Raw genomic sequence first — 13,482 nt, forward strand, 5'->3', positions numbered from 1 at the left:
GAAGAAGCGGTTCTGTGCTGCGCTACCCAGGAGATTGCAATGGCCGCACCTTCCGCTTCCCCCGCTGTTTCGACAGTGTCGCCGTTAGCACCGTCCCGCAGTTGGGCAGGCCGGCTCGGTATGCCCCATGCGCTGCGTTGGGGGTTTGTCGGGCTGCTCATCTTCATGATCGGCGACGGAGTGGAGTCCGGGTATCTCTCGACGTTCCTGCTGGACAGGGGTTTGGAACAGGGGCAGGTCGGGCTTCTGTTCACGGTGTACGGGGTCGCGGCCGGCGTTGCCGCCTGGGCCTCGGGTGCCCTGTCGGATCTCTGGGGTCCCCGCCGCGTAATGATCCTGGGACTCCTCCTTTGGGTGGCATTCCAGATTGTCGTTCTTGCAGTTGCGCTCCCGTCCATGGATTTAACGCTGCTGCTTGTCAGCTACGGACTTCGAGGGCTGGGGTATCCGCTTTTTGCTTACGGCTTCCTCGTGTGGATCGCGGCCTGCACTCCGTCACACCGGCTGGGCTCCGCCGTGGGATGGTTCTGGTTTGCATTCACCGGAGGCCTGCCGACCCTCGGCTCGCTTCTGGCAAGCGCAACCATCCCGGCCGTGGGCGCTTTCAACACGCTATGGATCGCCTTGGGGCTTGTCGTTGTCGGCGGCCTTGTCGTCCTCACCACGGTCCGGGAACGCACAGGCTTTTCACGCTTGGCCCCCTTGGGTGAGAAGCCGGTAGCGACATTGGCGTCAAGCCTGACCATGCTCTGGCGTAACCCGAGAATTGGCATGGGTGCGGCTGTCCGTTCCATCAACACAGCCTCGCAGTTCGGTTTCCTTGTGTTCCTCCCCGTCTTTTTCACCAAGGAAATCGGGTTTGAACTTACCGAGTGGCTTCAGATCCTCAGCGTGGTGTTCCTCACCAATATCTTCTTCAACCTGATCTTCGGAATCGTCGGCGACAAGTTTGGCTGGCGGCAGACGATAGCGCTTTTTGGCGGCGTCGGATGCGCCGTGACGACTCTGGCGTTCTACTACGTACCCCTGGCCGCCGGCGCGAACCTGATCGCGGCGATGGCTGTTGGTGCCGCCTATGGCGCCACCCTGGCCGGGTTCGTGCCGCTATCAGCCCTGATGCCTTCACTGGCACCGGAACACAAAGGCGCGGCCATGTCCGCGCTGAACTTTGGCGCCGGCCTCTCCGTGTTCCTTGGCCCGCTGATCGTGACACTGTTCCTTTCCCTGGTCGGGGTTGGCGGTGTCATGTGGATCTTCGCAGGGCTCTACCTGCTCAGCGCCGTCCTGACCTGGCAGCTCAAGCTCCCCGCCGCCTCCCGCGACATTGCTGCACCTAGCAGCGCCCAGTAGTTTCCGTTACACCTGAAGTGGCTACGAGAGGGCTCCCTGCCGGCGCATCCGTTCCGGCAGCCGCCGGCAGGAGCCCTCAAACACCAAAGCACCCGCAACGGGCAAGCTTCCAACAAAAGAAAGGCCTAAGCCATGGCGGTCATCGCTGTTGATGCCGGCACCACAATGATCAAGGCCGTCGGCTACGACGAAGAAGGCACCGAAATCGTGGTCGTCCGCCAAGCGACCTCCGTCAGCCGCCCGCAGCCGGGCTGGGCCGAGCAGGACATGCTCGCCGTCTGGGATGCCGTCGTGTTCAGCGTCCGCAGCGTCCAGCGTCAACTGAAATCGGACATCGATTTCCTGGCGATTACCGCCCAAGGGGACGGATGCTGGCTCGTTGACGCGGCAGTGGAACCAACAGGCCCCGCGATCCTGTGGAACGACGGACGCGCCGCCGCCATCGTGGAGGAATGGTCACGCCAGGGACTGCTCAAACAAGCCTTCCAAATCAACGGATCCCAGACTTTCCCCGGACTGCCGAACGCCATACTCACCTGGCTGCAGCAGAACGACCCCGAAAGGCTCGAGCGCTCACACGTGTCCCTCACCTGCGGAGGCTGGCTCTTTGCCCGTATGACCGGACAGTTCGCCATCGATGAATCAGACGGCGCTGCCCCGTTCATGGACATCCGCACCCGCCAGTACTCCCCCGAGCTGCTGAAGCTCTACGACATGGAGTGGGCCCGGTCCTTGTTGCCGGAGCTGCGGGGCGACGACCGCCGGGTTGCCGCACTGACACAGCACGCAGCACTGGAGATGGGCTTGCCGGCCGGCCTCCCGATCGTCATGTCCTCGTACGACATCGCCTCCACGGCAATAGGAGTCGGGGCTGTAGAAGCCGGTCAGGCCTGCAGCATCCTTGGCACGACCTTATGCACGGAAATTGTCGCCGAGACCGTGAGCACGGCAGGAAAATCAGCCGGGCTGACTGTTGCACTGGGCCTTCCCGGGAAATACCTCAATGCCTTTCCCACTCTTGCCGGGGGTGAAGTCATCCAATGGGCGTGTCAGCTATTGGACCTGGATAACCCCACGGAGCTGGCCGAACTTGCCGATACGTGCCCCGCGGGGGCCGGCGGTCTCGCGTTCATACCGTATCTGTCACCAGCCGGGGAACGCGCGCCTTTTCTCAACGCGCAGGCACGCGGGTCCTTCCTGGGCCTTTCCTTCGATCACAAACGCGAACATATCGCACGTGCCGTGATGGAAGGTCTGACTTTGGTCATCCGCGACTGCCTCAGCACCTCAGGAGTCACACCAACCGAACTCCGGGTCTGCGGGGGCGGGGCAGCCAACCCCATCTGGCTTCAGCTCATCGCCGACATCACCGGCGTCCCGGTGCTCCGGTCCACTGACACGGAAGTGGGCGCCAAGGGAGCTTTCCTTGTCGGGCTTGTCGCCACCGGCGGAGCCGCCCGCGTCGAAGACGTCTGCTCCTGGTACGTCAGGATCCGGGATACTTTCACCCCGGATCCAGGGAGGGCCGCTCAATACGCGGAGCTGTACGAGGACTTCCTGTCTCTCAGAGCCACGACGAGCGAGACCTGGCCGCGCCTAGCGGCCATGCGGGGCCGCAGCCCGCAGACAAGTACCACCAACCCGCTGCCGGTCATCGTCCCGGAGCACTATTCCGCAGGATCCGACGATCTGACCGCTCCCGGGAAGTACCGGTCCACGCTGGAAGGCACATCATGACAGCAACGAACCACGACGGCATCTGGGTGGGCCTGGATCTTGGAACGCAGAGCGTGCGCGCCCTGGCAGTCAACGCCAGCGGCGACGTCCTCGGCTCCGGCACCCAAAAGCTCACCAGCCGCCGCGACGGACGCCGGCACGAGCAGGACCCGGAGCAATGGTGGGAAGCCGTATCAGCAGCAGCCTCAGAGGCACTTCACGGCCTCGGGCACCGCAACGTCCTCGGCGTCGCCGTGGACGCCACCTCGGGAACGATCCTCCTTGCCGATGCCCGGGGCCACCCCGCCACACCCGGACTCATGTATGACGACGGCCGTGCCAGCGGGGAAACCGACCGTGTGAACCAGGCAGGTTCCCATGTCTGGAACGAGCTGGGCTACCAGCGGATGCAGACTCCCTGGGCACTTCCCAAGCTGCTCTGGCTCCTCCACGACCCGGGAACCCCGACTGCCGGGACCCGCATGCTGCACCAGTCAGACTTCATCAATGAGCGCCTCACCGGCCATCCGGTCCCCACGGACCTGAGCAGCGCCCTCAAGACAGGCGCACACCTGGTTGACGAGAAATGGCCTGAAGACGTGTTGGACGCGTTGGGAGTTCCTCGCCAAATGCTTCCGGGTCTCGTCCGCTCAGGCACCCGAATCGGGACCGTATCCGCCGACGCTTCCCGCGCCACCGGCATCCCGGCAGGCACGCCCGTCATCTCGGGGGCAACCGATGGCTGTGCAGCACAGCTGGGCTCCGGCGCCCTGACCGTCGGCAGCTGGAATTCCGTGCTGGGCACCACCCTGATCCTCAAAGGCGTCACCCGAAACCTGATCCAGGACCCTCTCGGCGTCGTTTACTCCCATAAAAGCCCTGACGGTGACTGGCTGCCGGGAGGCGCCTCCAGCACCGGAGCCGGTGTGATTTCCCGTGACTTCGCCGGACAGGACCTGGGCATCCTGGAGGCCCTGGCAAAAACACGGGAACCCGCGCCCGTCCTGACCTATCCCCTGGTGTCATCAGGGGAAAGGTTCCCTTTCGCGGCACCACAGGCCCGGGGCTTCACTCTTGGAACATCCGAAGATGAGGGCGACCGCTACGCAGCAGCCCTGCAGGGAGTAGCGTTCATCGAACGGCTCTGCTTTGACTATCTAGACCTCCTGGGTGCCCCCACCGACGGCAGCCTCGTACTTACCGGCGGCGCCACCAAAAGCCCCTACTGGAACCAGCTGCGTGCCGACGTCCTCGGCCGCCCGGTGACACTCCCCCAAAATGCAGAACCCGCCCTGGGCATGGCTGTCCTCGCTGCTTCCCCGGACCGGGAAACCGCCGACGTCGCAGCAGAAATGGTCAAGGTACGTCAGGTCATAGAGCCACGCCCGGAGATAGCCGGCCGGTTCGACGACTCCTACATCCGCCTCATCACCGAACTGGAACAACGCGGCTGGCTGGACTCGACCGCTGCCGAACACGCCATCAAAAGGACCAACGCATGACCAACATCATCCTGTGCCGCCACGGTGAGACCGTCTGGCACGCCGAAAACCGCTACGCCGGAATCAGCGACATCGATCTGACACCCCGGGGCCATGTTCAGGCGGCCCAGCTGGCCAACTGGGCGCAAACGGCAGGGCTCTCCGCGATCTACGCTTCCACTCTGAGCCGCGCCCAGGCAACGGCCGAGGCCAGCGCGAAGGCCACCGGCCTTCCCGTGCAGGTGGATCCGCGCCTGCGCGAACTGGATTTTGGTGAAGGCGAAGGCCTGACAACCGCGGAGATGGAACAGCGTTTCCCGAAGGCCCTGGAGCATTTCCGGTCTGATCCGGCGAAGCACCACCTGCCCGGCGGAGAGGACCCCTTCGAAGCCGCTGACCGCTTCGTGGACTGCCTTCAGGACATCACCAAGCAGCATCCCGATAAGCGGGTGCTGGTCGTTGCTCACACCACGGCGATCCGGCTCGCCCTGTGCCAGCTGATCGGCATACCGCTGCGCGAATACCGGAGGGTCTTCCCCGCCATCCGGAACTGCTCTCTCACTGAAGTCAGCGTCAGGGACGGCTACGTTTCCGTGCTCGAGTTCAACACCCCCGTCGCGGCCAGCATCGTGCCGGCCTCCCAGCCCCAGACCTGATCCAGCAAGGAGATCCCCATCATGACCACCCGCATTCTCGCCGCTGGCGACCACTTCGTACTCAATGACCTGCTCATGGGCGCCGTAGCCAGGGAAGTCACCGACCGCAGCGTTTCCTTCACCGAACTCACCCTGCCCTGGCCTGTTGTCCCTTTCGGCCGGGTCGCCGAAGTTGATGAAGCCTCCGGGACCGAAGATGAACTCATCGAAGCCCTGCAGGGAGTGGAAATCTGCGTCACGCAGATGGCCCCCCTGACCGAAAAAGTCCTGAAAGCATGCCCCGACCTCAAACTTTTCTGCATCAGCCGCGGAGGCCCCGTCAATGCAAACCTGGAAGCGGCGACCCGGCACGGTGTAGCCGTAACGTCAGCGCCTGGACGCAACGCTGCAGCAACAGCGGAGCACACCCTTGGCATGATGCTGGCCGCGATGCGCCGCATCCCCCAGACCAACGCCGACCTGTCCGCCGGAACGTGGCGGGGTGACTACTACATGTACGAAAACGTTGGCCCCGAACTGGAAGGCAGCACCGTCGGCCTGGTCGGTTACGGCGCCATCGGCAGTCGGGTTGCCCGCATGCTTCAAGGCTTCGGGGCAACCGTTCTCGTACACGACCCGTACGTCACGGAGGACGTACTGGCCGGACAGGCCGAAAAGGTTGAGTTCGACGAATTACTGGCCCGCTCAAACGTCGTCACCCTTCATGCACGTGTCACGCCCGAGACGACCGGCATGATCGGAGCCGAACAGATCGCTGCCCTGCAGCCCGGCTCCATCATCGTCAACTGTGCTCGGGGCGCCCTGCTGGACTACGACGCACTCTGCGACGCCCTCGACTCCGGCCACCTCTTCGGGGCCGCCTTTGACGTTTTCCCCGAGGAACCGATTCCCGCTGCCTCCAGGCTGCTGACAACACCGAATATTGTCATGACCCCGCACCTGGCCGGGGCCAGCAAGGCCACGGCCAACAAGGCAGCACAGATTGTGGCTGCGGATGTGCGGAGGTACCTGAACGGGGAACCCCTGGCCCACTGCGCCAACCCCGAAGCACTGATGCCAGCAGGAACGGTCTAGAACCGCGCCGACGCCCCGACCCTAACTACTGGAGAGAGAAGCACCCGGCGGGAATTCGTCGGCGACGCCGGACACTCCATCAGCCTCGAGCACTTCGGCGCCTCCGCTGACTACAAGCGGCTCTTCCAGGAATTCGGCATCACCGCAGAAGCAGTCGCCGCCGCGGCGAAGGACTCCCTCGCCGAGGCCAAGGACTGTACAAGAAGGTCAACAAGGACAACGTCCACATCAAGATCCCGGCAACCCTTGAAGGCCTCGCGGCCATCACGGCAACCCTGGCCGAGGGCATCAGTGTCAACGTGACCCTGATCTTCTCCCTGGAGCGCTACCGCGCCGTCATCAACGCCTTCCAGTCGGGCCTGGAGCTGGCCAAGGAAAACGGCCACGACCTCTCCAAGATCCACTCCGTTGCTTCGTTCTTCGTCTCCCGCGTGGATGCCGAAATCGACAAGCGCCTCGACGCCATCGGCACTCTACAGGCCAGGTCACTCATGGGAATGGCCGGGGTGGCCAACGCCCGCCTGGCCTTCCAGGTCTACGAAGAGCTGTTTTCCACCGAGCGTTGGGCAGTCCTGGCCGAGGCCGGCGCGCTGCCGCAGCGTCCGCTGTGGGCTTCCACCGGCGTGAAGGACACGGCATACCCGGACACCCTGTACGTGACCGAGCTGGTCGCCGCCGGCGTAGTCAACACCATGCCGGAGAAGACCCTCGACGCCACTTTCGAGCACGGCGTGGTTACGGGTGACACCGTCTCCGGTACTTACGAGGAAGCGAACAGCGTCCTCAACGCACTGGAGGGCCTGGGAATCTCGTACAACGACGTTGTGGCACTGCTTGAGTCCGAGGGCCTGGACAAGTTCGTGGCCAGCTGGAAGGAACTGCTGGGCGACGTCGAAGATGCCCTTCGGAGGCAGCCGGCTGAGTAGGTTCCTGGTGATGGCTCTGCTGCTCCCTGGACCGGGCGGCAGTAGTGGCCTGTCCCGCCATCAGCGCCAGGGGCCAGTCTTCGATGCGGATCAGCGTGCTGGGAATGTCCCTCCCGCGGACCGCTTACCCCGTCTGGCTGTGGGTGGAACGCAACGGTGCGATGTGCAGGGTCGTGTGCTCAGATACTGCTTCCCTGAACTCGGAAGAGACATCGTCGGTAAGAATGAGGTCGGTGAAATCGCTCACCGGAACGTAGTGGTGCAGGGATGTCCGCCCCACTTTGGACCCGTCCATCATCAGCACCCGCCTTGTGCCGGACTTCAGCATCGCCCGCTTCATGTGAACGACATCCTGCTCCTGGTGATATGTCATCTCAGCGCCCATTGTTGATGTGGACTGGAACACGACATCGACCGCGTACGAGCTGAACGAGCCGTCATCCGGCAAGCCGATAAAAGAGTCATGCGTCCGCGAATACTGCCCCCCGGTCACGATCAAACGGATGTCATCGTTCTCCCGGAACAGCTCAATTGCCTGCCTGTAGTTCGTGATGACCGTCAACGGCCCCACATCGTTGAGCAAACGGGCAAGCGCGAACACCGTGGTCGAATCATCCAGCATCACGGACATTCCCGGTTCGATCATTTCCAAAGCCTTGCGTGCCAGCGCCGACTTGGCCTGGGGCTGCATCTGCATCCGGATCTCAGAACTGGCCTCAAACACGGTCGAGGGCAGCGCCGAAACTCCCCCATGGACCTTCCGCAGGATTCCCCGCGTTGCCAGATCATCGATGTCACGGTGGATAGTCATCAGACTGACGTTGGTGAGAGCCGCAAGATCGGCGGCACTGGAAAACCCCGCTCCCACCACATGTTCAATGATCCGCCGCTGCCGGTTGATGCGCGGCTTCTTGAGCCCGGGACTGTCGTTCATCATGCTCCCTTTCGTCTGTGCCGCCGGTCCACTCCTGCGTGATTCGTCGCGACAAGGCCTGCGCCTAGGATATGCCCCACACAAGCTATGAAAAAATCTATCAACAAAGGTGAGTAAATTCACACTTTTCCTGTTATTCTCGACATACAAGTTGAGGTCACGGATGCCCCAACTCGCTTGGCTCACCTCAAGAAAGAGAATTCAATGAAGAACTTCTACGTGCGCATCATGACGGCAGCCGCCACAGCTGCGGTTCTGGGCGCTGCCGTCACCGGCTGCGGTTCACAGGGCTCTGCAGGAGCGGGCACCGGCGACGCTTCGGCCGCGAAAATCGCGTTTCTGATGCCGGATATTGCCTCAACCCGGTACGAACTGTTCGACAAGCCTCTGTTTGAGGCGAAGGTCAAGGAGCTTTGCGGAGGATGCACCGTGGTGTATTCCAACGCCAACGCCAGCGCGGCAAAGCAGCAGGAACAGGCAAACTCAGCACTCGCTCAGGGAGTGAAAGCTATTGTCATTGATCCGGTGGACTCGGCAGCTGCCGCGACGATCGTCAACTCAGCCAAGGCGCAGAACGTGCCAATCATCGCCTACGACCGGCCCATCCCTGATGCCCCTGCTGACTACTACGTTTCCTTCGACAACGAGAAAATCGGCTCGATGATCGCCCAGTCCCTGGTGGACCACCTGAAGGCCAGCAACGCCCAGGGAGGACTGCTGCAAGTCAACGGTTCGCCTACCGACGCAGCCGCCGGGCTCATCAAGAAAGGCATCCACTCCGCCGTTGACCCGAGTGGTTTCAAGCTCCTCGCCGAGTTTGACACCCCGGGCTGGGAACCGACCAAGGCCCAGGACTGGGCCAGCGGACAGATCACCCAGTTCCCCGGCAAGATCGCAGGAGTTGTCGCCGCCAACGACGGCACGGCAGGCGGTGCCATCGCGGCATTCAAAGCCGCCGGAACCAACGTCCCCCCAGTAACAGGCAACGACGCCGAACTCGCGGCCGCCCAGCGCATCGTGGCCGGGGATCAGTACAACACCATCTCCAAGCCCATCAAGACCGTAGCTGAAGCCGCCGCCCAGATTGCCTACTCATTTGCCAAGGGTGAAAAGCCTGCAGGCAAAACCACCTTGTTCAACACCCCCTCGGAACTCTTCGTCCCCACCGTGGTCACCGCGGACAACCTCAAAAAGACGCTGGTGGACACAGGAATCATGAAGGCCTCCGAGCTATGCACCTCCACCTACGCGGCGGCCTGCGCCAAAGCAGGCATCAACTAGGCATTCACGTAAAGGAGTCCCGGTGCCCACTCGGACACCGGGACTCCACCCCCAACATCTCTAAAACCCCAGGAAACAACAGGGAAAAATCATGGCAACAGAACCCACCGCCGCAGCAGCAGGAAACACCCAACTGCTGTCACTGCGCGGCATCAACAAGTCCTTCGGAGCCGTCGCCGCGCTCATGGACATCGAACTGGACGTCGCCGCAGGCGAGGTTGTCGCCGTCGTCGGTGACAACGGCGCCGGCAAATCCACGCTCGTAAAGGTACTCTCCGGAGTGCATTCGGCAGACTCCGGCACCATCGAGTTTGACGGCCAGGAAGTCTCCATTTCCAGCCCGGCCGCCGCACAGCACCTCGGCATCGCCACCGTCTTCCAGGACCTGGCACTCTGCGACAACCTCACAGTCGTCGACAACCTCTTCCTTGGCCGGGAACTCTCGCCGTTCCGGCTGAACGAAGTAGACATGGAAGTCCGTTCATGGGAACTACTGAAGCAACTCTCAGCCAAGATCCCCTCCGTCCGGACACAGATCGCCTCCCTGTCCGGCGGTCAACGACAAACCGTCGCCATCGCCCGGTCCCTGCTCGGCGATCCCAAAATCGTCATCCTCGATGAGCCAACCGCAGCGCTCGGCGTGGCACAGACCGCCGAAGTGCTCAACCTCGTCGAACGACTGCGTGAACGCGGCCACGGCGTCATCATGATCAGCCACAACATGGCCGACGTCCAGGCAGTGGCCGACCGCGTCGTCGTACTCCGCCTCGGCCGCAACAACGGAGACTTCCGCGTAGGGGATGTCTCAACTGAAGAGCTCATTGCCGCGATCACCGGAGCGAGCGACAACGTCGTCACACGACGGTCCGCCGCGCGCAGCACCAGCCAGGAGACCACATCATGAACACCAAGACACAACCCACACCAGGCCCCCTTGCTCTGGACTTGCAGGACGAAAGACTCCAAGACCGCACCGGACTGCGCGGACAATACAAAGCGCTCCTGGACCGCACCCGGTCCGGAGACCTGGGCGTCCTGCCCGTCATCGCCGGGCTGGTCGTCATCTGGGCCGTTCTCCAGGCGCTGAACCCGATCTTTCTGTCCCCCGCAAACCTGGTCAACCTTGCCATGGAAAGCTCAGCCGTCGGAATCATCGCCCTCGGCATCGTCTCCGTCCTGCTGGTAGCCCAAATTGATCTATCCGTCGGTTCCGTCAGCGGCCTGGCAGCTGCCGTCGTCGCAGTCACATCGGTAAACATGGGCTGGCCCGTCTGGCTGGTCATCCTCGCAACAGTTGCCCTGGGAGCAGCCGTCGGCTGGGTGTACGGACAAATCTTCAACCGCTTCGGCGTTCCCAGTTTCGTCATCACCCTCGCCGGCCTCCTCGGATTCCTGGGGCTGCAGCTCTACATCCTCGGCGCCAAGGGATCCATCAACCTGCCCTTCGACTCCGCCCTGGTGTACTTTGCCCAATTGGCATTTGTGCCAGTCTGGCTGTCCTACGTCCTGGTAACAGCTGCAGCGGCTGGCCTGCTTGCCACCGACTACTTCCACGCCCGCGCCCGCAGAAACGCCGGATTGTCCGCAATGTCTCTTCAGAACATCGCCCTGCGAGCCGCCCTTCTGCTGATAGCTCTCGGCGTGGCCGTCTGGTACCTCAACCAGGGCCGCGGCGTCGGCTGGATGTTCGTATTCTTCATCGCACTGACACTGATCCTCAATTACATGCTCAAACGCACCAAGTGGGGCCGTTCGGTCTACGCCGTCGGCGGCAACCCCGAAGCAGCACGCAGGGCCGGCATCAACGTCCAAGCCATTTACACCTCTGTCTTCATCACCTGCTCAACCCTGGCCGCGGTAGGCGGACTCCTCGCAGCAGCCCGCCTGGCCGCAGCCAACCAGGGAAGCGGAACCGGCGACGTAAACCTGAACGCAATCGCAGCGGCCGTGATCGGAGGGACAAGCCTGTTCGGCGGCCGGGGCAGCGCCTTCGCCGCCATCCTCGGAATCGTCGTCATCCAGTCAATCTCCAGCGGCCTCACCCTGCTGAACCTCGACTCATCATTCCGTTTCATGGTCACCGGTGTCGTGCTGCTCTTGGCGGTAACACTCGATTCGGTATCACGCCGGTCCCGAACGTCCCACGGCAGGGCCTGAACGAAACGGCCGAAGATCGCAAAGCCACGACGTGTGGTGGCCCCGCTGGCATCTGTGCAGAAACGGTGATGCCGAGAGAGCCTCTGTCAGACGGCAGAGTGCTCTCTCGTCTTCAGGGATTCGCCGGCGGGGCACATTCGTGGGCCTATGTTGCAACCACTCATGAGGATCGTGCCGATGAACCAGCGCATGCTCACTCGCCACGTCATTCCCAAGCCCGCTTTGTACTCGTCTCCCAAACGAAGGTACACGCCATGACCCCATTGAACTACACCGTCATCGATGCGCCGGATTCGTCCCTGAACAAGACCAGCGTCCTGGTAACCGGTGAATCCGAAGCACTGCTCGTCGATGCCGGGTCACCCGCGCAGACGGCCACCGCATCGTCGCCGAGGTACTCGACTCCGGAAGGTCCCTTCAGACTGTCTTGATCACCGCCGGCGATCCTGACTTCTACTTCGGAGCTGAGGTAATCGCCGAAGCATTCCCCGAGGCGCGTTCCTTGCCCCGGATGACGTGATCGAACACTTCAAAGACACCTACGAGAAGAAGCTGGTGTCCTGGGCGCATCTGGGCGCCAACCTGCCCTCACGCCTGATCACCATCGCACCCCTGACAGAAACCTACCTGACCGTTGACGGCGTTGTCCTTGAGATACGCCAGGCCAGCACGAACCTCGGTGACCGCGCGTGGTTCGTCTATGAGCCAGCCGAGCGCGTCCTCATCGGCGGTGTCCTCTTCGAAGGCCTGCATGTATGGACCGCAAACTCGCCCACCCGCGAGCAGCGCGAGGAGTGGATCCGCGTACTCGATAGTTTCGATCCCCTCAACCCCAGCTTCGTCTCCGCAGGCCACCGGGTCACCGGCTCGCTCATCGACCTGACCTCGATCCACCACCCGCGACTACCTGCGGTTCTTCGAAACAACAGTTGCGAAAGCTCCGGATGCCGCCACTGCGGAAGCTGCGCTGAAGGCCGCTTACCCCGGCGCCGGGCTGGGTATTGCCGCCACGCTGGGCACTAGGGTAGCCAAAAGGGAGATGACGTGGGGCCGAACCACTCCGACGAGAACTCTCCTGCGGCCGTGGTCCCGCCAGTATCTCGCCTCTGCGGCCGGCGAACACGTCCTGACTTTGGATTGCGCGGAGACGCCCGGCATCGTCCACGCCGTCTCCGGCTTCTTGCTCGAACACGGCTGCGACATCGTGGACAGCAAGCAGTTCGGCGAACGGTCGGAGCGCCACTTTTTTATGTGCGTGCATTTCGCGTCCGACGGCAATTCCTCCACCGCGGACACTCTGCGGGCCGCGTTCGGCCCGGTAGCCGAACGCTACGGGATGAGTTGGCGGCTGGAGCGGCACGGCGCCAAGCGCCGCGTGCTGATCATGGTGTCCAAATTCGGGCACTGTCTCAACGACCTGCTGTTCCGCGCCCGAACCGGCGAACTACCGGTGGAGATCGCGGCGTTTGACTCCAACCACACGGACCACCAGAGCCTCGTGGAATGGCACGGAATCCCCTTCTTCCACGTGCCGGTCACCGCCGCCACCAAGATAGCGGCCGAGGCCCGGTTGCTGGAACTGGTGGACACGTTCGACGTTGAACTGGTGGTGCTGGCCCGCTACATGCAGGTCCTCAGCGACGACCTCACCCGGCAGCTGGATGGCCGGGCCATCAACATCCACCAGACCCGGATGGAACTGGACGCCGCCCTCGATGAAGCGGTCGATCTCCTGAAGCCAGTATGGTTTCACGGCCTAGCGCTACGCCATCGTCAATCCCATTGCGTAGCCCCCAAACCACCACCCACGCGGCAACCTCCGAAGCAGCCGGAGGATTATTAGTGCGGACGAAGATCTAAGAGTTTCTTCAACTTAGGGCCCACCCCAGCCTGACGAACGACCCTTG

The 13,482-nt window shown here is 62.8% G+C and carries 12 protein-coding genes and 1 pseudogene; 12 read left to right on the forward strand and 1 reads right to left on the reverse strand.

The window, feature by feature from the left end; translation table 11 throughout:
• Positions 1–39: 39 nt before the first annotated feature.
• The 6 genes and pseudogenes from OOZ51_RS15630 to tal form a co-directional block, all read left to right on the forward strand.
• A complete protein-coding gene (locus tag OOZ51_RS15630) occupies positions 40–1,350 on the forward strand; it encodes an MFS transporter (protein ID WP_265980705.1) in 1,311 nt (436 codons plus the stop codon).
• A gap of 132 nt (positions 1,351–1,482) precedes the next feature.
• The gene (locus OOZ51_RS15635; RefSeq protein ID WP_265980706.1) at positions 1,483–3,087 is read left to right on the forward strand and encodes an FGGY-family carbohydrate kinase; all 1,605 of its coding nucleotides are present in this window, start codon (positions 1,483–1,485) and stop codon (positions 3,085–3,087) included.
• The gene (locus OOZ51_RS15640) at positions 3,084–4,568 is read left to right on the forward strand and encodes an FGGY-family carbohydrate kinase (RefSeq protein WP_265980707.1); all 1,485 of its coding nucleotides are present in this window, start codon (positions 3,084–3,086) and stop codon (positions 4,566–4,568) included. Before OOZ51_RS15635 ends, OOZ51_RS15640 begins: the two co-directional genes overlap by 4 nt.
• Positions 4,565–5,203, forward strand: coding sequence for a histidine phosphatase family protein (locus OOZ51_RS15645; RefSeq protein WP_265980708.1), 639 nt, complete (start codon positions 4,565–4,567; stop codon positions 5,201–5,203). The genes OOZ51_RS15640 and OOZ51_RS15645 overlap by 4 nt, the downstream gene beginning before the upstream one ends.
• Positions 5,204–5,224: 21 nt before the next feature.
• On the forward strand, positions 5,225–6,277 hold the full coding sequence (locus tag OOZ51_RS15650; protein ID WP_265980709.1) for a 2-hydroxyacid dehydrogenase: 1,053 nt from the start codon (positions 5,225–5,227) through the stop codon (positions 6,275–6,277).
• Positions 6,278–6,471: 194 nt separating this feature from the next.
• Positions 6,472–7,203, forward strand: a pseudogene (tal, locus tag OOZ51_RS15660) (transaldolase); the annotation flags it as partial.
• Between the two features lie 124 nt (positions 7,204–7,327).
• Here the strand turns inward: tal and OOZ51_RS15665 are convergent.
• On the reverse strand, positions 7,328–8,137 hold the full coding sequence (locus OOZ51_RS15665; RefSeq protein WP_265980710.1) for a DeoR/GlpR family DNA-binding transcription regulator: 810 nt from the start codon (positions 8,135–8,137) through the stop codon (positions 7,328–7,330).
• Positions 8,138–8,341: 204 nt separating this feature from the next.
• On the opposite strand from OOZ51_RS15665, the gene OOZ51_RS15670 reads away from it, so the two are divergent.
• The 6 genes from OOZ51_RS15670 (at position 8,342) to OOZ51_RS15695 (ending at position 13,418) form a co-directional block, all read left to right on the forward strand.
• Positions 8,342–9,418: an ABC transporter substrate-binding protein gene (locus OOZ51_RS15670; RefSeq protein WP_265980711.1), complete on the forward strand. Its 1,077-nt coding sequence runs from the start codon at positions 8,342–8,344 to the stop codon at positions 9,416–9,418.
• 91 nt (positions 9,419–9,509) lie between these two features.
• Positions 9,510–10,322, forward strand: a complete 813-nt coding sequence (locus OOZ51_RS15675; protein ID WP_265980712.1) for an ATP-binding cassette domain-containing protein — start codon at positions 9,510–9,512, stop codon at positions 10,320–10,322.
• Positions 10,319–11,575, forward strand: coding sequence for a sugar ABC transporter permease (locus OOZ51_RS15680; protein ID WP_265980713.1), 1,257 nt, complete (start codon positions 10,319–10,321; stop codon positions 11,573–11,575). The genes OOZ51_RS15675 and OOZ51_RS15680 overlap by 4 nt, the downstream gene beginning before the upstream one ends.
• Positions 11,576–11,829: 254 nt before the next feature.
• Positions 11,830–12,006: a hypothetical protein gene (locus OOZ51_RS15685; protein WP_265980714.1), complete on the forward strand. Its 177-nt coding sequence runs from the start codon at positions 11,830–11,832 to the stop codon at positions 12,004–12,006.
• Between the two features lie 85 nt (positions 12,007–12,091).
• Positions 12,092–12,598 (forward strand): MBL fold metallo-hydrolase, encoded by a 507-nt coding sequence (locus OOZ51_RS15690; protein WP_265980716.1) that lies wholly within the window; start codon positions 12,092–12,094, stop codon positions 12,596–12,598.
• Between the two features lie 16 nt (positions 12,599–12,614).
• Complete coding sequence (locus OOZ51_RS15695) at positions 12,615–13,418, forward strand: formyltetrahydrofolate deformylase (protein WP_265980717.1); 804 nt, start codon at positions 12,615–12,617, stop codon at positions 13,416–13,418.
• Positions 13,419–13,482 lie beyond the last annotated feature (64 nt).

Origin of the sequence: Arthrobacter rhizophilus (assembly GCF_026241105.1) — a bacterium.
Lineage (GTDB): Bacteria > Actinomycetota > Actinomycetes > Actinomycetales > Micrococcaceae > Arthrobacter.